Origin of the sequence: Palleronia sp. LCG004, from assembly GCF_032931615.1 — a bacterium.
Taxonomy (GTDB): Bacteria; Pseudomonadota; Alphaproteobacteria; order Rhodobacterales; family Rhodobacteraceae; genus Palleronia.
In genome coordinates this window covers 155,155-177,484 of the sequence record NZ_CP136760.1, presented here as the reverse complement: position 1 = coordinate 177,484, position 22,330 = coordinate 155,155, and the positions used below count along the sequence as shown (strand labels likewise).

17 protein-coding genes are annotated in these 22,330 nt (G+C 65.7%); 14 read left to right on the top strand and 3 right to left on the bottom strand.

Features of this window, described 5'->3' with window-relative positions:
* The first annotated feature begins 106 nt into the window (after window positions 1–106).
* Window positions 107–2,395, top strand: coding sequence for an ATP-binding protein (locus RVY76_RS15305; protein ID WP_317377117.1), 2,289 nt, complete (start codon window positions 107–109; stop codon window positions 2,393–2,395).
* An 810-nt stretch (window positions 2,396–3,205) separates the two neighbouring features.
* Window positions 3,206–3,982 (top strand): formate/nitrite transporter family protein, encoded by a 777-nt coding sequence (locus RVY76_RS15300; RefSeq protein WP_317377116.1) that lies wholly within the window; start codon window positions 3,206–3,208, stop codon window positions 3,980–3,982.
* Between the two features lie 456 nt (window positions 3,983–4,438).
* Here the strand turns inward: RVY76_RS15300 and RVY76_RS15295 are convergent, their stop codons facing one another.
* Together RVY76_RS15295 and RVY76_RS15290 are read right to left on the bottom strand one after the other, a co-directional pair.
* A complete protein-coding gene (locus RVY76_RS15295) occupies window positions 4,439–6,853 on the bottom strand; it encodes an extracellular solute-binding protein (RefSeq protein ID WP_317377115.1) in 2,415 nt (804 codons plus the stop codon).
* Window positions 6,837–7,508, bottom strand: coding sequence for a response regulator transcription factor (locus tag RVY76_RS15290; RefSeq protein WP_317377114.1), 672 nt, complete (start codon window positions 7,506–7,508; stop codon window positions 6,837–6,839). Before RVY76_RS15290 ends, RVY76_RS15295 begins: the two co-directional genes overlap by 17 nt.
* Before the next feature lie 170 nt (window positions 7,509–7,678).
* Here RVY76_RS15290 and RVY76_RS15285 point away from each other — a divergent pair, with 170 nt between their 5' ends.
* The 11 genes from RVY76_RS15285 (at window position 7,679) to RVY76_RS15235 (ending at window position 19,585) form a co-directional block, all read left to right on the top strand.
* Complete coding sequence (locus RVY76_RS15285) at window positions 7,679–8,650, top strand: Bug family tripartite tricarboxylate transporter substrate binding protein (RefSeq protein ID WP_317377113.1); 972 nt, start codon at window positions 7,679–7,681, stop codon at window positions 8,648–8,650.
* Between the two features lie 78 nt (window positions 8,651–8,728).
* Window positions 8,729–9,208, top strand: coding sequence for a tripartite tricarboxylate transporter TctB family protein (locus RVY76_RS15280; RefSeq protein ID WP_317377112.1), 480 nt, complete (start codon window positions 8,729–8,731; stop codon window positions 9,206–9,208).
* Window positions 9,208–10,731, top strand: coding sequence for a tripartite tricarboxylate transporter permease (locus RVY76_RS15275; RefSeq protein WP_317377111.1), 1,524 nt, complete (start codon window positions 9,208–9,210; stop codon window positions 10,729–10,731). The genes RVY76_RS15280 and RVY76_RS15275 overlap by 1 nt, the downstream gene beginning before the upstream one ends.
* Window positions 10,732–11,748, top strand: a complete 1,017-nt coding sequence (locus tag RVY76_RS15270; RefSeq protein WP_317377110.1) for an AbrB family transcriptional regulator — start codon at window positions 10,732–10,734, stop codon at window positions 11,746–11,748. It abuts the gene before it with no gap.
* A 989-nt stretch (window positions 11,749–12,737) separates the two neighbouring features.
* The gene (locus RVY76_RS15265; RefSeq protein ID WP_317377109.1) at window positions 12,738–13,793 is read left to right on the top strand and encodes an asparaginase; all 1,056 of its coding nucleotides are present in this window, start codon (window positions 12,738–12,740) and stop codon (window positions 13,791–13,793) included.
* A 657-nt stretch (window positions 13,794–14,450) separates the two neighbouring features.
* Window positions 14,451–16,262 carry a protein-disulfide reductase DsbD gene (gene dsbD, locus RVY76_RS15260; protein WP_317377108.1) on the top strand — a complete coding sequence of 604 codons (1,812 nt, stop codon included), beginning with the start codon at window positions 14,451–14,453 and terminating at the stop codon, window positions 16,260–16,262.
* A complete protein-coding gene (locus tag RVY76_RS15255; protein WP_317377107.1) occupies window positions 16,259–17,062 on the top strand; it encodes a TlpA disulfide reductase family protein in 804 nt (267 codons plus the stop codon). The genes dsbD and RVY76_RS15255 overlap by 4 nt, the downstream gene beginning before the upstream one ends.
* Entirely contained in the window at window positions 17,059–17,778 is a 720-nt protein-coding gene (locus RVY76_RS15250) for a L,D-transpeptidase (protein ID WP_317377106.1), read from the top strand. Before RVY76_RS15255 ends, RVY76_RS15250 begins: the two co-directional genes overlap by 4 nt.
* The gene (locus RVY76_RS15245) at window positions 17,778–18,380 is read left to right on the top strand and encodes a DsbA family protein (RefSeq protein WP_317377105.1); all 603 of its coding nucleotides are present in this window, start codon (window positions 17,778–17,780) and stop codon (window positions 18,378–18,380) included. Before RVY76_RS15250 ends, RVY76_RS15245 begins: the two co-directional genes overlap by 1 nt.
* A 66-nt stretch (window positions 18,381–18,446) precedes the next feature.
* A complete protein-coding gene (locus RVY76_RS15240) occupies window positions 18,447–18,998 on the top strand; it encodes a L,D-transpeptidase (protein WP_317377104.1) in 552 nt (183 codons plus the stop codon).
* Window positions 18,998–19,585 carry a L,D-transpeptidase gene (locus tag RVY76_RS15235; protein WP_410796048.1) on the top strand — a complete coding sequence of 196 codons (588 nt, stop codon included), beginning with the start codon at window positions 18,998–19,000 and terminating at the stop codon, window positions 19,583–19,585. The genes RVY76_RS15240 and RVY76_RS15235 overlap by 1 nt, the downstream gene beginning before the upstream one ends.
* Before the next feature lie 5 nt (window positions 19,586–19,590).
* On the opposite strand, the gene RVY76_RS15230 is transcribed toward RVY76_RS15235, so the two are convergent.
* Entirely contained in the window at window positions 19,591–20,511 is a 921-nt protein-coding gene (locus RVY76_RS15230; RefSeq protein ID WP_317377103.1) for a hydrogen peroxide-inducible genes activator, read from the bottom strand.
* Between the two features lie 110 nt (window positions 20,512–20,621).
* Between RVY76_RS15230 and RVY76_RS15225 the strand changes: the two genes are divergently transcribed.
* The gene (locus RVY76_RS15225) at window positions 20,622–22,316 is read left to right on the top strand and encodes a TIGR01244 family sulfur transferase (protein WP_317377102.1); all 1,695 of its coding nucleotides are present in this window, start codon (window positions 20,622–20,624) and stop codon (window positions 22,314–22,316) included.
* Window positions 22,317–22,330: the final 14 nt, after the last annotated feature.

Here is a 22,330-nt window from a genome sequence, read left to right as displayed (position 1 = left end):
AGCTCTCCGAGAAATCTCCCGAACACGGGATACGTCAACAGAACCGGATGACCGTGGGACCGATCCCGGCACGTCTCTTCCGATTGCATCGAACGACGGGGCGCGCTTGGAAGCTGTCATTACCTGCCTTGGCGAAGGCCACGACCGCCGGCTGCTGATCGTGGCGGGTCTGATCTGCATGGTCGGTATATACGCGGCCTCCGCCCTCGCGAGACATGCCGGCCGATCCGAGGGAACGGCACGACAGGCCTGGGCGCTCGTCAGCATCGTGGCGGCCGGGTCCACGGCATGGGCGACGCATATGGTCGCCCTTCTCGCCTACCGGCCGGGAATGCAGGCGGCGTTCGATCTGCCTCTGACGGCGATATCCCTCGTCGCGGTGATTGCCGGCATCGGTCTGAGCATGAGCCGTATGATCGGGTCCCGGGATCCGCTTCGCCAGTTCTCCTCCGGACTCCTGCTGGGAGTTTCCGTCGCTGTCCTGCATTATCTCGGTCAACACAGCTACCGTGTCACGGGAACGGTGTCCTGGGACCTGACGATCGTTGCGGTCTCGATTGCGATCGGCCTTCCGATGTCCGGCCTCGCGATGGTTGTCGCGGTGGAACGTCGACGGATCTTGCGGCATTTCGCCCCCCTGCTGCTCTTCGGAGCGATCGCGGTCCTGCATATCGGTGGCATGGCGGCGATGACGCCGTCTTACGATCCGTCGGTCAGCCTGCCGGATTTCTCGGTCGCACCGGACATCATTGCGCCGATCGTCGCCGGCATGTGTTCCGCCCTCGTCGCATTGGCGTTTCTCGGTCTGAGGTTCAGCCGTCAGGCACAGGCGCGTCGCCAGCAGGATTGGGCCCGGCTGCGCGAGCTTTCCAATCTCGCACTCGAAGGGCTGGTGGTCTGCGAGGGCGGCATCGTCTCGATCGTCAACGACAGTTTCACGAGACTGGCTGGCGTCGCTCCGGGCGATGTGATCGGCCAACCCGTCAGCAAGGTCGTCCCGATCGATCGACCCCACGAAATGGCCGAGCGCGAGGAATACGACACGGTGCTCGCGCTCGCGGGCGGAACGCCCGTGCCCGTTCGTGTCCTGCGAAGCACGGTCAGGGTCGGCCGAAAGGATCAGACCGTGTTTGCATTCCGGGATCAGCGCGAACGTCTGAAGAGCGAGAAGATCATAGCAGCGAGGGAAGCCGATCTCCGCACGGCCAAGATCGCCGCCGAGGAAGGGACGCGCGCCAAGAGCCTGTTCCTCGCATCGGTCAGCCATGAGCTCAGGACCCCGCTGCATGGCATCATGGGCACGATCGAGCTGCTGCGCGATACGAGCCTTGACGACGATCAGCGCGACTATCTCGGAACGATGGCACGTTCCAGTGACGGGCTTCTCTCGCTGGTCAACATGCTTCTGGATTTCACGCGCCTCGAAGAAGGCAAGGTGGATCTGAACATCGTCCCGTTCGACCTTGTCGATGCCGTCCGGTCGGTCGTCGATCTGCTCGGGCCACTGGCTCTGGCCAAGAAGATCGCGCTCGATCTCGACATCGATACGCCCCCCCTCGGGCCTGTCGCGGGGGATGACGGCCGGTTCCGGCAGATATTGACCAACATCGTCGGGAACGCCGTAAAGTTCACCGACAGGGGGTCCGTCGCTATCCGCATGTCCTGGCTCGAAGGAGAATGCCGGATCGAGATCGAGGATACCGGGGTGGGCATCGCCCAAGACCGTCTTGCCGCCATTTTCGAGCCGTTCACCCAAGGGGACGCCGAAACCACGCGGCTGTTCGGCGGGACAGGGCTCGGCTTGTCCATAAGCCGAATGCTCGCCCGGCAGATGGGAGGCGAGATCCGTCTTCGCTCGGCGCTCGGCGACGGCTCGACATTCACGCTGGATCTGCCGTTGCCGCAAGCCGCCGATGTCCCGGCGCCCGCCGTCGCACCGGTGGAAAAGGCGCTGCCCGATCTCAGCGGGTGCAGCATTCTCGTGGTCGATGACAACAAGACCAACCGCATCCTGGCCGAGCGGTCCCTGCGGGCCGCGAATGCCCGCATCCATCAGGCCCGAGACGGCGTCGACGCGGTCGCGAAGTTCGGGGAAATCCGCCCGGACGTCATCCTGATGGATATCTCGATGCCGCGCATGGACGGTCTCGATGCGACACGCGCGATCAGGGCGCTCGAGCCGGCGGATCGGCAGCGCGTCCTCATCGTCGGATTGTCGGCGAACGCCTACGAGGAAGACAGGCAGAAATGTCTTGCGGCGGGCATGGATGGCTTCCTCGCCAAACCCGTGGGCCGGACCAAGCTGATCGAGACCGTCGCGGCCGCGCTGTCTCCGGGAACCTGTCCGGGCGGGTCGCCCCGCGATCGCCGGGACGCCGCATTCGCATTCACGTGATCGTCCATCGTGCTGGTCGATACGCGGCGTATCCGGTCATTTGCCGCGGCGGCATGCCTTCATGCGCGTCGTCAAACAGCACCGACAAAGCCGCAGCGAACCGCTACCGGCACCGACGCGTTGTCTCCCGCCGCGCCCGCCGAACGGCCCGCGACGAAAACCCTGTCCTCGGGAATGCCATTGCGGACTCGCCACGGTCCCGCCTCTGATCCGCGCGGCCGAGATGGTTTCAGCAGGACCGGACGTCGTCGTCGCATGACTGCTCCGGATGGATACCGGCGAAGCAATGCCACTCGGACGACGTCTTCTTGATGCCCGCGGAGGCCTGAAGGCTGCCGAGAACGCTGCTTGAGCCGAGGGTCGGCCGGGCCTGACGTCAGAACGTGTTCCGGCGACACCCACCATCTTGATATGCAGGATCTTCCCAGCTGCACGGAGCTGCGTACGCTTCGCCCAGTTAAGATTCCCAAGGTCGGTCTCCATCGTAGGCGCTCGACCAAGCGGTCGTCGGCCTCTCCTTGCACCTGCAGCTGCTCTCCGATCGCGGTGCGGAAGATGTCGCTTCGGTTCCGGAGGGATCGGTGTTGCGAATGCCGCCTCGGCGCATGCCCTGACACGGCGGCCCGTCCGGCCACCCTCCTTTCCTTGTCTGCCGGAACGCCATTTACCGCGATTCCACAAAAGGACTGCGCCCTGCCCGCAGGGCAATCTCGGCAGGATACGCGACGGGAACGCGAAACTTTCCATCTTGCGGTCGCAGCGGCACCGCATCGGGCTAGGCTCCTCGCTGTGCAATACGGAGCCCCGGACATGAGCGAACACGATCTCGTCGGCGCGAAGGCCGCCCCTGCCAACCTCGAAGGTCAGGAGAAGAAGGCATCCGCCTCATGGACGCACATGGCGATCCTCGCGGTGATGGCCGGCATCTTCATCGCTTTCGGCTCGATCGCCTATCTGATCGCCCAATCCGTCCCGTCCGGCGTCTCCGGCCCGACCAACCTGCTTTCGGGTCTCGCCTTCTCCGTCGGCCTTGTTCTCGTCATGGTGGCCGGTGCTCAGCTCTTCACCGGCAACACGATGATGCTCGTGCCCCTGACCGAGGGCGACCTGTCCCCGTCCCGCGTCGCGGCCGCCTGGACCTGCGTCTGGCTGGGCAACCTCGCGGGCAGCCTCCTGATCGTCGCGCTCCTGGTGATCTCGGGCGGGCTCGGCGACATGGACGGCGCGTTCCGCGACGCCGCCGTGAAGGTGGCCGAGGGCAAGCTGGGCAAGGGAGCCTTCCAGCTCATCGCCGCCGGCATCCTCGCCAATATCCTCGTCTGCCTTGCCGTCTGGATGTCCGCCGCTGCAATCGACGTGACGAGCAAGGTGCTGGCCATCGTCGGCCCGGTCACGGTCTTCGTCGCCGCGGGGTTCGAGCATTCCATCGCGAACATGTCCCTCATCCCGATCGGCATCGCGGCGGGGGTGCCGATGGATCTGGGGGCCGTGACCTACAACCTGGTTCTGGTGACCTTCGGAAACATCCTGGGCGGCGCGATCGTGGCGTTCGGTCTGTCCTACGGCCACGGCGCCGTCGACGATTGAAGCGACCCTGCCCCCCTCTCGAGTGGTACAATGAGACACCGGCCCCGGACCGGGCTACCGTCTGCGGGGATGGCGACGGGTTTGCAGCGGAAGAAGGGATGCGCAGCCGGAGCATTGGGGATGGGACCGGCTGCGCATGACGCGAAGGGGGTGGGAAAAGCTTCGCGTGCCTCACGCTGGCCCCGCTGTGGTTAATGCCGTGTTAAGCCCCACGCATCTTTTGCGTCCGGGCCACTCGGCGGAGCCGCCTGTCATATTGCAAGCCGCTGTTCATTTCTGCCTTTCGATCAACGTGCCGTTTACGCTGACCATGCGACAGACCGGCAGTTCGCTCCGGCCGGCAGGGCGGAACTGGCACGTCCCCGTTGGGGCGCGCATCCGGGTGCCGAGGGAGGCAAACCGGCCTCTCACCTCGATCCAGGGACGACATGAGTGACGGCCACGGGCGAGAGGGGCTCATCGCTCCAAGCGCAGGGTGGCTGACCAACCCAGCAGGAAATCCTGGCGTTTGAGGGGGTCCAGATAGGTCAAGAGGCTCGGCCCGAGCCGGATGGGGAGGAAGTTTCCCGAAGGTTCCGAGGGCCGGCCGATGACGGGGACCGTCACCGAAGCGGGGCGGATCGGGATCAGCGGCGTTTCCTGCCCGAGGAGGAACTGACCCGCATCCGAAAGCAGGAACGCAACGAGCCGCGCCCCGCCGGCCGGGTTTCCGGCACCTTTCGGCACAAAGGCCGTGCGCGTCATGACGAGGTTGTAATCCTTCAGGAAATGCACGCCGATCCGGGGGTCCTCGGCCGCGAAGTCGAGCGCATAGGACCCGATCACGTTGAAGGCGAGCGCCAGCTCGCCCTCGGCCGTCGCGCGCGCCATCTGCAACGTGCAGCAATAGGTCCTGAGGCCCGCACGTCCCAGCACCTCCGCCAGACGCTGTGCCTGCAGGCCCTGCGCTGCGTCCTGCGTCGCATAGAGATACCCGATGCCGGAGCCTGGCAGGTCGTATCCGCCGATCCGTCCGTCGAGACGTTCCTCGTTCGTGCGGATGAACGTCGCGAGCTCGCGGTGAGTGCGGGGAAGCTCGCGCTCGTCCACGAGGTCGCGATTGAAGATGATCGCCGCGGGCTCGTAGGTAAACCCGAAGAGCTCCGATCGCCAGACAGCCCATTCCGGCGGCAACGTGCCGGGCGGAAGCTCGATCCGCCGGGCGAGACCGCGATTGACCAGATCCAACTGCATGTCCATCGAGGGCGAGATCACCACGTCCGGCAGGGATCCGGGCGCGCTTTCAAGGAATCGCTCGTGCAGGTCGACCGTCTGGAATTCGACATAGTCGATCCCGGTATCGGCCTCGCGCGCCTCGAATTCCCGCAGGAGCGGTGCGATGGCTGCGGCGTCCGTGGCGCTCCAGACCGTAAGGGTGTCCGCCACCCCGGGGCGGGCCGGCAATGCCAGCAGGGCCACGAGGATCAGCAGGATGCGCGGAAAGGCGATTGCGACGCGCAGCCCTCCCATGCGGGACCGCGAGAGCGTGAGGCCTGCATCATGCCCTTCGGCCACGGCGCGCACGATCGACAGGCCCAGCCCCGAACCGGCCGAACCGGCCGCGATCGAGGTGAACCGGTCGGTCGCGCGGGCGCGGTCCGCCTCGGCGATGCCTGGGCCCGCATCCTCGACCGCAAGGCCGACCCGATCGTCGTCTGCCGCGATCTCGACCATGATCGTGTTCTCCTTCGGGCCGTGACGCACCGCATTCTCGACGAGATTGCGGAGCGCCTCCCGGATCGAAAGCGCATCGCCCAGGATCACGTCCCCCCCCTCGCCCACCCCTTCGGCGTCGAAGGTCAACGTGACAGAGCGCATCCGGCTGTCGCGCAAGATCTCAGCCAGAGTGTCGCGAACCACAGGTCGGAGCGCAACGGGTTCGAGCCGTTCGCGTTCGGACCGGTGGATGACCATGGCACTGGCGAGCAGCTGGTTGGTGAGCCTGACCGTACGCTGCGCCTGACGGTCCGCCTTGACGAGCCGCGCGCGCATCTCGCCCGGCTCTCTGGCATCGGCGGCCAGCGACAGATGCCCCTGCAGCGCCGAGAGCGAGGTCCGCGTCTGGTGCGCGACATCGGCGATGAAGGTCTCGGTTGATGCGTGACTTTGCCCGAGGCGGGCGATGAAGCCGTTGATCGCATCGAAAAGGCCCATCACCTCGCGCGGGGGCTGGCCGCCCAGCGGCGACAGGTCCCCCGGCGCGCGGTCGCCCAGATGCGCAGCGATCTCGCGCAGCGGCGTCAGCGAGATACGGATCGCGAGCCAGACGAATCCGAGCCCCAGAACCGACACGGCCCCGAGGCCCAGAAGCCCCGTCAGGAAAAGCGACCGGCTCTGATCGCGCCGTGCGTCGAGCGTCTGGCCGACCTGCACGAGGATCCATTCGCGGCCATCCTGCGCGGAGAGCTGACGACCCTGCAGGATGAAGCGGAACGGGGTATCCCCGACCGTCGCGGTATAGAAGACGGGTCTGTCCGGCATCTCCCCTGTTTCAGCCGCGTTCGGCAGGGGCAAGTCGGGATCGCCGGTGACATGGCCCCATCCCGGTGCCGAGACGCCGTAGACCACCCGCTCGTCGGGGGCGAGGGACAGGATGTTCATCGCGCTCGTCGGAAGATCGACGGTGGGCCCGTCGGACCCGTAAGCCACGCGTTCGAGGATCGAAAGCGCCGCACCCGCCAGCAGCAGGTCGTAGGTCCGGTCCGCCGCCGCGCGCGCATAGGTCCAGAGCAGCGCCGAGATTACCAAAAGCAGAACCACGAAGCCCGCCGCCATGCTTGCCAGAAGACGCCGCTGCAGCGACCGTCCCCCGGCTTCAGTCCTCGTCGACATAGGCCATGTAGCCAAGCCCGCGCGCAGTCTTGATGACCAGGGGCGTCGCCTCGAGCTTGCGTCTCAAACGAGCGACCAGCTGCTCGACGGCGTTCATGCTCGGGGTTTCCTCGAACGTATAGAGCTTGTCGGCCACCTCCTCCTTGGTGAGCATACGGCCGAGATTGCCGATCAGGATCTCGAGAAGCTGGATCTCGCGGGCGCGGAGCTGGGCGTCGACGCCGTCGACGGTCGCCCGTTTGGCGGCGCGGTCGAAGCGCAGGGTACCGGCGTTGAACTCATTGCTGGCGCTCCCGGCCTTGCGCCGTGCGAGAACACGGCAGCGCGCCGACAACTCGCGGAAATCTATGGGCTTCACCATGTAATCGTCCGCCCCGGAATCGAGGCCGATCACGCGGTCGTCGATCTGGCTGCGCGCGGTCAGGATCATCACCGGCGTCTCGTCCCGCCGCGAGCGGAGCGATCTGAGCACGTCGTAGCCGCTGCGTCCGGGCAGGTTGATGTCGAGCAGCACGATGTCGAACCTCGCATGGCGCAGCAGCTCGTTCGCCTCGTTTCCATCGCGTTCGCGGTCGACCGAATGCCCTTCGGACCGGAGACGATCGACGATCGTCTCGGCAAGGTCGTCGTTGTCCTCCACGAGAAGCATCCGCATGGCGCGACGTTACCGGCCCCCGCGAAATCTGAGAAGCGTCAATGCCACCGCGTCGGCGGCTGTCAGGTTGGTGTCAGCTTCGCGTCAGCCCGGGATCAGGCGGGCCGCGTAAGGAGGTCTGAACCCCGGGCTTCCGGGGTCCGAAACCATCGTCTCAGGGAGGAGATACCATGAAGATCACGCGCCTTGGCGCCGCCGTCGCGCTTGCCGCCGGAATCGCGGCCCCCGCATTCGCCCAGACCGAGATCCAGGACCCGGAATGCGTTGCACCCGCGCAGCCGGGCGGTGGTTTCGACCTGACCTGCCGCGTGGCGCAGGCCGGGCTCGAATCTGTGCTGGGCGAGCCGATGCAGGTGACATTCATGCCGGGCGGCATCGGTGCCGTGGCCTTCAACATGTTCAACACGACCCGCGACGACGACGCCTCGGCCATCGTCGCCTTCTCGACCGGTTCGCTGCTCAACATCATCACCGGAAAATACGGCGATTACTCGCCCGAGGACGTGCGCTGGGTCGCCACCGCGGGGGCCGATTTCGGTGCCATCATCGTGCGCGCCGACAGCGAGTACGAGACGCTGTCGCAGCTGATGGACGATTTCGCCGCCGATCCGTCGAGCGTCGTCGTCGGGGCCGGCGGCTCGGTCGGATCGCAGGACTGGATGAAAGGCGCGCTTCTGCTGCGCGAGGCCGGCGCGAGCCCGATGGAGATGCGCTACGTCGCCTTCGACGGCGGTGGCGATGCGATCGCGTCGCTTCTGGGCGGGGCGATCCAGGTCTATACCGGCGATATCGGCGAGATGGTGCCCCATCTCGAATCGGGCCAGATGCGGATCCTCGGCGTCATGGCACCGGAACGCCTCGACGCGCCCTTCGACGAAATCCCGACCGTGATGGAGCAGGGATACGACGTCGAGTGGACGATCCTGCGGGGCTTCTATGTCGGCGGCGGCGTTTCGGATGCGGAATATCAGGCGTGGGTCGACGCGTTCGACGCTGCCTACCAGACCGAGGAATGGTCGCAGATCCAGCACGAGAGAGGTCTCCTTCCGCTCGATTTGTCCGGCGAGGAGCTCGAGCAGTCGATCGAGGAGCGCGTACAGGTCTTGCGCGAGGTCGCGACCGAAGCCGGCCTGATTCAGTAACGCGCGTTGCTGCGACCGGTCCGGCGGGCTGCACCGCCGGACCGGTCCTTGCCTATCAGAACATCGAAGGGGGGCCGGATGGCTGACCGTATCTTCGCCGGGGTCCTCCTGGTCGTCTCGCTGGCCTATGCGGTCATCGCGTTCACGGCCATCAGCGCCCCATTCCAGTACGACCCGCTCGGCCCGGAAAGCTGGCCCAGACTGCTCGCCATCGTGGCGATCGTCTGCCTGCTCATCATCCTGTGGAAGCCCGATACCGACAGCCTGGGCGTGACCGGGCGGACGTGGTTCCGCCTCGCGGCGACGATCATACTGCTCGTCGCCTATGCCGAACTCTACGAGCCGCTTGGCTTCATCGTGTCGACAATCCTGTTCGGCACGACGATGGCGGCGATGCTCGGGGCCGGGATTCTCCGCTCCGCCGCGTTCGGCCTTGCCGCGGGCATCGCCGGCTACCTGCTCTGCGTCATGCTGCTCGATCTCAACCTGCCGGCGGGCGAGATCTTCGAGACCCTGTTCGAGCCGTCCAGCCCCGCCGCGTCAGAAGGAGAGAGCTGATGGAAGCCGTCATCTCCGGTCTCGCAACCGGATTCGGGGTCGCGCTCGACCCGTTCAACCTGTTCCTCGTCCTCGCCGGCTGCTTTGCCGGGACGCTGATCGGAGCGCTGCCGGGCCTGGGCCCGATCAACGGCGTCGCGATTCTGCTGCCCATCGCCTATGGCCTTGGGTTCGGGCCGGAATCGGCGCTGATCCTGCTCGCGGGGATCTATTACGGGGCCGAATACGGCGGCCGGATCTCGTCCATCCTGCTCAACGTTCCGGGCGATGCGGGCGCAGTCATGACCACGCTCGACGGCAATCCGATGGCCCGCAACGGCGAGGCGGGGCGCGCACTTTCGCTTTCGGCGGTCGCGTCATTCATCGGCGGCACCTTCGCGGTGGTCCTGATGTCGCTCTTCGCGCCATTGCTCTCGGCCTTCGCGGTGACGTTCTCGCCGGCCGATTACGTGGCGCTGATGGTCTTCGCCTTCGCCTCGCTCGCCTCACTGGTGGGCAAGAGCACGACAAAGACGCTCCTGGGGGCCACGATCGGACTGATGCTCGCCACGATCGGGGTCGACGCAAATACCGGCGTGGCGCGTTACACATTCGGCATTCCCGACATTCTCGCCGGGATCGACTTCCTGATCGTCGTCGTCGGTCTCTTCGGGATGGCCGAGCTGCTGACGCTGGTCGAGCATCAGGTCTCGGGCAAGCTGAAGTCGCTGCCGGTCGACAAGAGCTTCGTGCGCTGGTCGGACATCGCCCTGACGAAATGGACCATCGCCCGGTCCTCGGTCATCGGGTTCTTCATCGGCATCCTGCCTGGCACGGGCGCCTCCGTTGCCTCGGCCGTGGCGTACGGAACCGAAAAGCGGCTGTCCGACAGCAAGGGGACCTTCGGCCATGGCGACATGCGCGGCCTCGCGGCACCCGAAGCCGCGAACAACGCGGCCGCGGGCGGTGCCATGGTGCCGATGCTGACACTGGGCATTCCGGGGTCTGGCACGACGGCCATCCTCCTCGGGGCACTTCTGATGTTCAACATCCAGCCCGGCCCCCTGATGTTCACGCAGCGACCCGACGTGGCCTGGGGCCTGATCGCGTCGATGTATATCGGCAACGTCGCGCTGCTGGTCATCAACCTGCCGCTCGTGGGGCTCTTTGCGCGGATGCTGACGATCCCGCAGCACTATCTGACGCCGCTCATCGCGATTCTTGCCTTCATCGGGATCTACACGATCGTCGGCAATCCGTTCGACCTGCTGCTGATCACGGGCCTCGGGATCTTCGGCTGGTTCCTGCGGAAGATGGACTTCTCACTCGCGCCGGTGATCCTCGGCTTTGTGCTGGGATCGCTCTTCGAGAACAACCTGCGTCGCGCATTGTCCATCTCGGGCGGCGACTGGAGCATTCTCGTCTCGGACTACAAGAGCATCGTGCTCTACGTGCTGGCGGTCCTTGTCGTCGCGCTGCCGGTCTACCTCACGCGCCGGGCGCGCAGGATGGAGGGCGATGCGGACCGAGGCGGTCTCGTCTGAGTGACGGCAGCGCATCGATCCTGGTCTACTGCCCTCGCGGCGGGTCTGACGGGGGCGGCACTGGCCGCCCTCGCTGGCATTCCGGCCGGGGCGCTCATTGGTGCCACGCTTGCCGTCGGGGCGGCGGCGGCGGCCGGCCTCCCCGTTGCGCTGCCTGCCCAGCTGCGCAACGTGGCCTTCGCGGCGATCGGCCTGTCGCTCGGATCCGGGATCGACGGGACGCTGCTGTTGGAAATCGGCGATTGGGGTTCCAGCCTCGCCATCCTGATCCTGTCGCTGATCGCCACGATCCTGTCTGGACGGCTTGTCCTGACAAAGGTGTTCTCGCTCGACGCCGAAACCGCGACACTGGCGAGTTCGCCCGGCACGATGTCGAACGCCGTCGCGATCGCCATAGAAGGTCGAGGCGACCCGACCGCGGTTATGTTCCTGCAGGTGCTGCGCCTTCTCGTTCTCGTGGTCGCAGTCCCGCCACTCGCCATCTTTCTCGACGCGCCCGATGCAGAGGTCGGCATCGTCACTCACGCGATGGCCCTTCCGGAGCTGGTGGTTCTTCTCGCCATTTCGCTGGCGGTGGGGCTCGCGGGCGCGCGCGCAGGCATCCCCGCCGCCTGCCTGCTGACGGGAATGGTCGTGAGCGCCGTCGCCCACGCGACGGGGCTCGCCACCGGATCGGCCCCCGGCTGGGTCATCTTCCTCGCCTTCGCGATCACCGGGTCGACGCTCGGCACCCGGCTCAGCCGCGTGGATCGTCGCCAGATGGCCCGCTTTGCGGCAGCTGGGATCATCACGGTCTCGGTCTCGTTTCTGTTGTCGCTGGGATTTGCCGCGCTGGCCGCGGCGCTCACCGGGCTGGATTTCGGGCAGGTCTGGATCGCCTACGCCCCCGGCGGGGTCGAGGCGATGGCGGCGATCGGGCTCGCGCTCGGATACGATCCGGCATTCGTCGCGCTGCACCATTTCGCGCGGATCCTGGCCCTCGTCATTCTCGTGCCGCTCGTCATGCGGATGCGCTAGATGCGGCTTGGGCAGATCCGGACGATTGGGGCAGAAACCCAAGCCGCCTCGGCGCTACGCAGCCCATCAGACGGCGATACTGCGAAGCCGAACAGTTCTCATCCGGATTTCAGTCACGGGTTAAGCCTCGCGGGCCGTTTCCATCAGTCCGCCCAAGGCAAAGGAGGGAACGCCGGACACGATCCGTAAGCCTCGGCCAGCTGGTGCCGGGGCACATCGCTCTGGTCCGCGTCGTCTGCGATCCTTCCCGACGTCCTCCGGACGTCGGAGGCCGGACAACGGCGGATCGGCCCGTCGTCGATGACCATGCAGCCGGAACTCGTCGCCGGCACCTTGGACTTTGAGATTCATCACAAACCGGATGCGACGATTCGCGCCGGGTCTTCGTGGTACGTGCCGTCGATGTAGCTCTCCCAGATTTTATCTGCTCATCACCGCACCCGGCGCGACCGCGCAGATCGTGTCGAGCGTGGCGACGCGAATTAACTCTGCCGGTGTCTATCGCGTTGGCATCAAGAACCCGATCAAGCGGACGCGGCCGCGTTACGGCCTGTTGAACGGATCGCGGGCGTTTCGCAGGTTACCCTCGACAGGACACGCAGACACTGCCGTCTCATAGACGGTCAGGCCGCTGGTGGCTTAACTCACCGCTATGCCTTTTGAGCGCTATGGAAATTGCAGCATTGGAACGCCTTTCGCGCCGATCCCCAAGCTGATGTTCGTAGTCCCCGATAGCCCTGTGACACGGCTTCCCTGAAGCGGTCATTCGGGACGGGGCATAGTATCACCGGACCTCGAAGTTCACCTGCACGGACACATTTCTCGTCCACGAATTTCTCGAAACCTGCTGCGTTCGCAGGCAGGTTGCACGACGATTTCGCGATTGCGGCCCTTCTTGCACACTTCGGCAGGACGTCGGCTCTCATGAACTTTGGGAACGTCCAGTTGCGGCGCATGGATGCGGATGCAACAGAAACGGGACCGTAGATATGCTTGATTTCTCGATAAGGCAGTTTGCAACGACTGCTGCCGTCGGTGCGGCACTTGCACTGACATCGCTTACCGCTACGGCCCAAGAGAGCGATCTTCCCCTCATAAAAGTGGTCGCCACGGGGGGCACAATCGCCAACACGCCCGACGGGCGCCTCTCTGTCGACGCGGTGATCGAGGCGCTGCCCGTGGTAGAGTCGCTGGCAGAACTGCAAACCGAAGAAGTCACCCGCGTCGGCAGCTCAACCCTTGGTTGGCAAGAGTTCATCGATACGGCGAAGGCGATCGAACGGTCTCTGGAGGAAGAGCCTGAGATCGACGGTTATGTGGTGACGATCGGGTCGAACACCTCCGGGGACATGGCATACTTCCTCAACCTCGTACTCGATACGGAGAAGCCCATTGTGGTGACGGCGGCTCAGCGCCAGCGGACCACCTTGTCAGAGGATGCAAGTCGCAACTTTGTAGATGCGGTCATTACCGCTGGAACGCCCGAAAGTACCGGCAAGGGCGTCTTGCTCGTCGCAAACGAGTTGATCCACTCGGGGCGAGACGTGGTGAAGCAGGTAGTCAGCCGCGTCGATAGCTGGCAATCACTCGACGTCGGTGCGCTCGGTATCGTTTCGGGCGGCGAAGCGGCGTTCTACCGCACGCCCACGCGGCGACATACGACCGAAAGCGAGTTCAACCTGGATGAAATCGAAAGCGCGGAAGATCTACCGAAGGTCGAAATACTCTACTCGTACGTCGATGCGAACCCGGTACTGATCGAGGCGCTGGTGGCGGACGGCACCGACGGAATCGTCGTCGCGGCCTTCGCGACAGGTTCCGCACATGCAGGCCAGCGCCCGCCCCTTTCCGCGGCAATGGAGCAGGGTGTGAAGGTCGCGATCGCCAACCGTGGCAGCAACGGAAGATTCACGGTCGAAGGCGGCGACTACTACGATCTGAGCGCTGACAACCTCGCCCCCCAGAAGGCGCTGATCCTCATGATGATGGGTCTTACCGTCACCGACGATAGCGCCGAGCTGCGCCGCATCTTCAGCGAATATTGACATCGACCGGCGAAATGGAAGCTTCTCCGTCGCACGCTGCATAATCTCGAATTGCGATATTCGTCCCGCACAATCTACCGGGCACGCCCGGAAGAGTGAGAGCATTTCGGCAAACGGCTCGGAGCAAGTAGAGGCGTTGCAGCATACCGCTTCCGTCCGCGGCGCTCAGGCAGGCGCAAGCGGCGCGATCCTGCAGTTCACCGCTCTTCCGGATGCCGCGGCGCGGCCCACCAAACCGGCCGTTCGCCGCGGTCGGGACATCGGCCAACCCCGAACTCACACTTCGCGGACGAAGCTGCCCGTGACCCGTATCAGTTCAGTGGCCACAGCAAATTTGTGAGCGGCCATCGAGTTGAATCCTCCTCCCGATGAGATTGGCCCGCCGCCTGCCATGAGCCGGCGAAACCCGTTCGGCCGGTCAAGTTCGAGGAAATCGAACCCGTTGAGCCGGTCGCGGAGACGAGGAAGGGCCCTGATTCCACCGACCCAGATCACTGGGCCTCCGCCCACAACAAGCAACTGTCGCGGCGTTGCCACTTGGTTGGCCTTGCGGAAGAGCAGGTGCCGCAGCGGCCTCATGCGCGGCCTACGTGCGAAACATCCGCCCATCCGCACGACCTTAAGCCTGGCATAAGATTGCCGGCGCAGATCGAGCCCATGATACGCATAGCACTCTTCTTCGCGCTCCTCATGTCTCTCGCGGCCCCGGTGGCCGCACAGTCGGGCGAGCCTCTTCCTCCAGCCGAGGCTTTCCGCCTGAGTGCCCAGATCGAGGACGGAGAAACCCGTCTTCGCTTCGACATCGAGGACGGGTACTACCTTTACCGCGAGCACCTCTCGGCCGAGGGTCCGAAGGGAGAGATCCCGATTGCCACGGCACCGGGGATCGTCAAGGACGACCCGACCTTCGGACGCGTGGAGATCTATTACGACACCGCCACAGCAAGTCTGCCGGCCACGGACGGGAACGTGACGATCACCTGGCAAGGCTGCCAGGACGAGGGCATCTGCTACCCGCCGCAGCGGGTCTCTCTCGACGCGATCCCGGCCAGCGCTTCAGCCAGCGCAGAAACCGGCGCATCGGAGGCGGGCGGCCCCTTCTCCGGACCGCGCGGAATGACATCCGCGCCGACATCCAGCGACGCCGACCCGGCACTGCCGGCATCGTCCGGCACCGCCGGGATCACGCTCGCCGAGGATCGCGGGATCGCCGGGTTCGAGGGCGGCGCAGGCCTCGTCGTGCTGACATTCTTCGGTCTCGGGCTCCTCCTGTCCGTCACGCCCTGCGTCTTTCCCATGTTCCCCATCGTCGCGGGCATGGTGACCGGCCAGGGCAAGGATCTGACCATGGGCCGCGGCATCGCGCTCACGGGAACCTACGTGGTCGCCATGGCGGCTGCCTTCGGCTTCCTCGGAGTCGTGGCGGCCTGGTCGGGGCAAAACCTGCAGATGGCACTGCAATCGCCTTGGGCCGTGGGCGGCATCGCGGCGCTTTTCGTGGTCTTTGCCCTCACCATGTTCGGTGCGTTCGACATTGCGCTTCCCTCCGCCCTCACCACCCGCGTGCAGCGGATCGGGGGACGCGGCGGATCGCTCGGAGGTGCCGCAGGGCTCGGCTTCACCTCCGCGCTTATCGTCGGGCCCTGCGTCACCGCCCCCCTTGCCGGTGCCCTCCTCTATATCGCGCGGACAGGCGACGTGGCCCTTGGTGCCGCAGCCCTTTTCGCGCTCGGCCTCGGGCAGGGCGTGCCGCTTCTCGCCATCGGCGCCTTCGGAGCGCAGATCCTGCCGCGCGCCGGGGCGTGGATGGAGCGGGCCAAGCAGGCCTTCGGCATCGTGTTCCTCGGCCTTGCCATCTGGATGATCGGCCGGATCGTGCCCGGCCCATTGGCCCTCGCCTTCTGGGCCACGCTCCTCGTGGGCACCGGCGTCTTTCTAGGTGCCCTCGACCGCCTGTCGCCGGAAGCCGGCGGCCTCCGGCGCGGTGCCACGAGCCTCGGCCTCCTGGCATTGCTTGGTGGCGGCCTACAGGCGGTCGGCGCGGCGTCCGGTGCCCATGACCCCCTGCGTCCGCTCGCCGTTCTCGCCGGCGATCCATCGGCCGATGACCCGAAGGCCGTCTTCGCGAACGTTACGGACAGCGCCGGGCTCGACGGCGCGCTCGACGCCGCGACCGGCCCAAGCATGGTCTACGTCACTGCAGATTGGTGTACGTCCTGCCGGATGATCGAACGGCACGCCCTTGCCGATGCCGACGTGCAGTCGGCCCTCGCCGACCTCGCCCCCATCTCGGTGGACGTCTCGGACTTCGGCCCCGCATCCCAGGCGCTCCTCGACGAGCTCGGCTCCGTCGGTCCGCCAACCATGGTCTTCCTCGACGCGGGCCGCCGCGAAGTCCCGGGCACCCGCCTGGTGGGCGAGGTCGGTTCCGCCGACATGCTGGGTTCGCTCGCGGGGGTGTCGCGATGAGCGCCGTGCAGATCGGACCCCTCCTCTTCGACGGCGACCGCTTCGCCGCGATCATGGCGGCCCTCGCCTTTGCGATCGTCGCCGGGCTCGTTGCACGATGGCGCGGCGCGGACGTGCCGGTCTTCGGCCTGCTCATCGCCTGGGTCGTCTTCGCGCGGATCGGATTCGTGGTTGAGAACTGGGAGACCTTTTCGCAGCATCCATTCGAGATCTTCGCCGTCTGGCAGGGCGGATTCTCCGTCCGGACGGGAACGATCGGTCTTCTTGGCACAGCCCTTGTCTTCGCCATTCGTCGATCCGGAATGGTCGCACCGGTCATATCCGGCACCCTTGCAGCGGCGTTCGCCGGAGCGATCACGCCGTTCCTGATCGCTTCCGATGGCGGTAGCGGCCTGCCCGATACCCCGTTCCTTGCCTATGAAGGCCCACCGGTCGTGCTCTCGGAACGTGCCGGACGCCCGCTCGCCATCAATCTCTGGGCCACGTGGTGCCCGCCCTGCCGTCGCGAGATGCCGATGATGATGGACGTCGCCTCCCGGGCCGAAGGCGTCGATGTGGTCTTCGCCAATCAGGCCGAGACGCCGCCCCGGATCGCCGGATTCCTCGACGATGTGGACCTCCCCGGCGAGGGCATCCTGCTCGACCCCGAGGGTGATCTTCTCGGTGGTCTGGGAGCGATGGGGCTTCCGACGACGCTCTTCTACGATGCGGACGGCCGGCTCGTCGCGGCCCATACGGGCGAGATCTCCCGCGCGGAGTTCACATCACGCCTCGAAGACCTCGGAGGAGAAATACAGTGATCCGACCCATCCTCGCGCTTGCGGCTTCTCTTGTTCTCGCAGCCTGTGCCCGCCCCGGACCGGATGTCGCAACGATCCCGGTTTCGCCCCGGATCGATCCCGGAATCCTGCAGATGTACGGGGCGGTCGACGATGGCGAGACGATCATTCCCGCCGTCGACGCGCGGTTCCTGTCGGAGCGCAATGCGCGTCAGGAAGTGGACTACTGGACCTACGAAACACCCGGATCCATCGTCGTCGACCCCTACGAGCGGTTCCTTTACTATATCCTGCAGGACAACCGGGCGATCCGCTACGGCATCGCGGTGGGGGAGGCAGGCCGTCAATTCGACGGTGAGGCGGTGATCCCCTATCAGCGCGACTGGCCGTCCTGGACACCGACCGAGAACATGATCTCGCGCGAGCCGGAACTCTACGCGCCGCATGCCGGCGGCATGGAGGGCGGGCTCGACAATCCGCTCGGGGCGCGCGCGCTTTATCTTCACCAGGGCGGACGCGACACGCTCTATCGCATCCATGGCACGTCACAGCCATGGACGATCGGTCAGGCCGCCTCGTCGGGCTGCATACGGCTCTACAACCAGGACATCGTCGATCTGGCCGACCGCGTCCGAAGCGGTACACGCGTCGTCGTCCTCTCGCCCGAGGAATCGGGGCGCGGAACGCGCCCGCCGGGGTCACTTCCCCCAACCCAAATCGGAACGGAGCTTTACTGATGCCGACACGTCGTTCGATCCTCGCCGCCGCAGGCGCGGCCCTTGTCTTGCCGAGCTTTGCCCGCGCGCAGGAGAACCAGCTCACCGTGGACGAGGTCCTCTACGATCCCGACGCACCTATCCTCGCCAATCCCGACGGCGACGTCACGGTGATCGAGTTCTTCGACTATCAATGCCCCTTCTGCTGGGAGGCACATCCCATGCTGAAGTCCGTGGCGGAAGCTGATCAGGGCGTGAGGCTCGTCCTCAAGGACTGGCCGGTCTTCGGTGCCCCCTCGGTCCGCGCGGCACAACTCGGACTTGGATCCGTCGAGCTCGACGAATACCGCGCGGTCAATGAGACACTGATGAATCTGGAGGGGCGGCTCAGCATCGAGCGTGTCGAGGAAGCGGTCACGCAGCATGTACCTGCAGAGCGGGCCATGGCGTCCTATCGCGACGATCGTTCGAGATGGGATGGACTTATGCAGCGCAACCAGATGCAGGCGGCTGCTTTCGGTTTTCGCGGCACGCCCTCCTTCGTCGTCGGCACCACGCTCTTCGGTGGCGCGATCGATCGGGAAACGCTCGAAGCCGCGATTGCCGCCACGCGGCGAGGCTGATGGCCTTCAGGCAGGCTTAAGGTTCGTGGAAGAACCTGACCAAAACCAACTAAAGAGGAGAGCAGTATGAGTTCCAGGATCAACCGCCGTCACCTTCTGATCGGGGTTTCCGCGATTGGTGCGGGTCTCGCCGCGCCGGCTATCGCCCAGACAGGCGGCCTTCGCCGCAACGCGTCGAGCTTTACCATGCCCGATTGGCGCGACCATTTCGACGATCTGGGCGTCGCCACGCTCATCTCGGACACGACATCGCGGGCCGTCCACTACTGGAGCGGCGACGGCGCGGATTACCGCATCTACCCTACCTCCGTCCCGATGTCGGACGAGCTGACCAAGCGCGGCTATACCGAGATCGTGCGCAAGAAAGTCGGTCCCGACTGGACCCCCACCCAATCGCAACGCGAGCGCTTCGGCTGGGAATACATGCCGCCGGGGCCCGACAATCCACTTGGGACGCACGCCATGTATCTCGGCTGGCCCGCCTATCTCATCCACGGCACCCACGACACGCGCAAGATCGGGCGACCTTCCTCCGACGGCTGCATCGGGCTCTACAATCACCAGATCGAGGAATTGTTCGGCATCTGCCCCGTCGGCACGCAGGTGAGGGTGATCTGATGGCTCCCACACGCCGAAAAGTTCTCGCGGGCGGCGCAGCAGCTGCCCTCTTGCCCAGTGCGCTCGCCGCGCAGAACTACCAGCCGGTGATGGAGCCGCATGTGGTGACGCTTCGTCATCCGTTACCGCCCCACGAACTGCACGTCTTTCCCGATCACTTTCGCCTTTACTGGACGCTGCCAGAGGGCCGCGCCTGGGTCTATCCGATCCGGGTCGGACGCGACGACCTCTATGAGGCGGGCGCATTCTATGTCGGGGCCAAGAAGGAATGGCCCTCATGGATGCCGACGCCCGGCATGATCGAGCGCGAGCCCGAACTCTACGAGCCCTACGCGGAAGAGGGGATGGAGGGCGGTCCCGACAACCCGCTCGGGGCCCGCGCGCTCTATCTCTTTCAGGAAGGGCGCGGCGACACGTTCCTCAGGATCCACGGCACGAACGATCCGCGCACGATCGGGCGCGCGGTGTCGAACGGCTGTGCGGGCCTCACGAACGAGCACATCGTGCAGCTTTATGAACAGGTGCCGATGAACACGCGCGTCGTCCTCTACCCAAAGATGGGATCGGATGCGTTCGTCGACGGCTGAGGCCGTCAATCCGGCAAATGCGCCTCGGCGAAAAGCGTATCACGGGCCTCGGTCAGGGACGCTCCGATCTGTTCGAACGTTTCGGACCGGGCGGAACTCTTGCGCCAGGCAAGCACGATCTGCCGCGGTCGTGCCCCGCGAAGCGCGGTGAGGGAGAGATGCTGCCCGGTCACCGCGCCTGCGGCGATGGCGAGGTCCGGCAGCAGCGTGATACCCAGCCCCTCCTCCACCATGGCCGCGAGCGTGGGCAGGCTGGTCGCGGCAAAGCTCTCATCCTCGCTGAGAAGCGCCTCGGGGAAGGCGGAAAGCGCATGGCGCTGGAGGCAATGCCCCCGGTCGAGAAGGAGGAGACGCCGTCCATTCAGGTCCTCGCCCTCCACGGACCCGGCATTGGCGAGCGGATGGTCCAGCCGCGTGGCGAGGTGGTAACTGTCCTCGAACAGGGTGCGGGTTTCCACGCGCGCCGGGACGGGATGCGGCAGGGCCATCAGGACGAGGTCGAGCCGACCGGCCAGCAGCGACTCCACAAGGCTGTCCGTCAGTTCCTCGCGCAGCGAGACCTTGAGCCCCGGCAGCCGCGCACGGATCAGCGGCAGGGCGCGCGGCAGGATGAAAGGGCCGACGGTGGGGATCACCCCCATGCGCAGGAGCGCGCCGCCGGTCCCCGCCTCGCGCGCGGCATGATCCTCGAGATCGGCCACGGAGGCTAGAATATCCCGTCCTCGGGCAGCGAGATCGGTCCCGAGGGGCGTCATGGATACGTTCTGCCGCGTCCGTTCGGCGACCTGAACGCCGAGAGCGTCCTCCAATTCCCGGATCCCCGCCGAGAAGGTGGACTGGGTGACATTGCAGCGCCCGGCGGCCTGCGAGAAGCTGCATGTCTCCTCGAGGGCCACGAGAAACCGCAATTGGCGAAGCGTGGTCATTCGTTATCGATATAATCGATCACGACGTGCTGCAAAGTCAATTTCACTGCAAGGGGTGGTCGTCTTACCATTCAAGGGTATCGCCGTCGGGCTCCGAGGAGGAGAATACCATGGACGTGAAGAAACTTGACCACCGGATCTCGGTCGGACCGCAGATCGCAGCGACCGACCTGGACGACCTGAAAGCGCGCGGTTTCCGCTCGATCATCGTGAACCGCCCCGACGGTGAGGATGACGATCAGCCTGCCTTCGCGGAAATCGAGGTGGCCGCACGGGAGCAGGGCCTGGAGGCGCGTCACATCCCGGTCGAGACCGGAAAAATCTCGGATGCCGAGGTCGCGGCTTTCGCCAAGGCGCTCGAGGAACTGCCGGGGCCGATCTTTGCCCATTGCCGGTCGGGTACGCGGTCCGCCACGCTCTGGGCGCTGAGCCAGGCAGGTCATCGCCCGATGGCCGACATCCTCGCGCGCGGAAAGGCGGCCGGTTTCGACCTGAACCCCGTCGCGCGGCGGATCGCCAATGGCGGCCGCGTGCCGACCGATACGGGCGACGCGAAGTACGATGTGGTCATCGTGGGCGGCGGGGCCGCGGGCATCGCGGTGGCGGCCTCGTTGCAGTCCCGCCGCTCGGGCCTTTCCGTCGCCATCGTCGAACCGGCGGAGGTGCATTACTACCAGCCGGGTTGGACCATGGTCGGTGCCGGCATCTTCACCGCCGACGACACAGCGAAAACCACGGGCGCGCTGATCCCGAAGGGCGTCACCTGGATCAAGGACGCGGTCGCGGCCTTCGAGCCGGAGAAGAACGCCGTGGTGCTCGAAGGCTGTCGGGTCGTGAACTACGATCGGCTCGTGGTCTGCCCGGGGCTGAAGCTCGACTGGAACGCGGTCGAAGGCTTGGGAGAGACGCTGGGCCGGAACGGCGTGACCTCGAACTATCGTTACGACCTCGCGCCCTATACGTGGGAGCTCGTGCAAAAGATGCGGGGCGGGACGGCTCTCTTCACCCAGCCGCCCATGCCGATCAAGTGCGCCGGTGCGCCGCAGAAGGCGATGTATCTGTCCGCCGACCATTGGCACAGGCAGGGGCGGCTCAAGGACATCGACATTCATTTTGCCAATGCCGGCGGCGTGCTTTTCGGGGTCAAGGATTACGTGCCCGCGCTGATGGAGTACGTGAAGAAGTACGACGCCACGCTCGACTTCTTCCATAACCTCGTCGCTGTGGACGGGCCCGCGCGAAAGGCGACGTTCAAGGTAACGAAGGCAGGCGAGGAGCCGACAACGCGCGAGATGGCGTTCGACATGCTCCATGTCTGCCCGCCGCAGACGGCACCCGACTTCATCCGCGTCTCGCCACTGGCCGACGATGCCGCCGGCTGGGTGGACGTCGACCAGCACACCCTGCGCCACAAGACCTACGACAACGTCTGGTCACTCGGCGACGTGATGAACGCGCCGAACGCCAAGACGGCCGCCGCCGCCCGCAAGCAGGCCCCGACCGTGGCCGAGAACATCGTGGCGGACATCAAGGGTAGCTCGGCGGTCGCCGCCTATGACGGGTATGGCTCCTGCCCGCTGACGGTGGAGCGGGGCAAGATCGTGCTGGCCGAATTCGGGTATGGCGGCACCTTGCTCCCGACCTTTCCGAAGTGGGTTCTCGACGGCACGAGGCCCACGAAGCTCGCATGGATGCTCAAGGCGCAGATATTGCCGCCGATCTATTGGCAAGGCATGCTCAAGGGCCGCGAATGGCTGGCTGCCCCGGGCCTCGCACAGCAGGACGCGCCGACCGAACGGGCATAATCTTTTCCACCAGC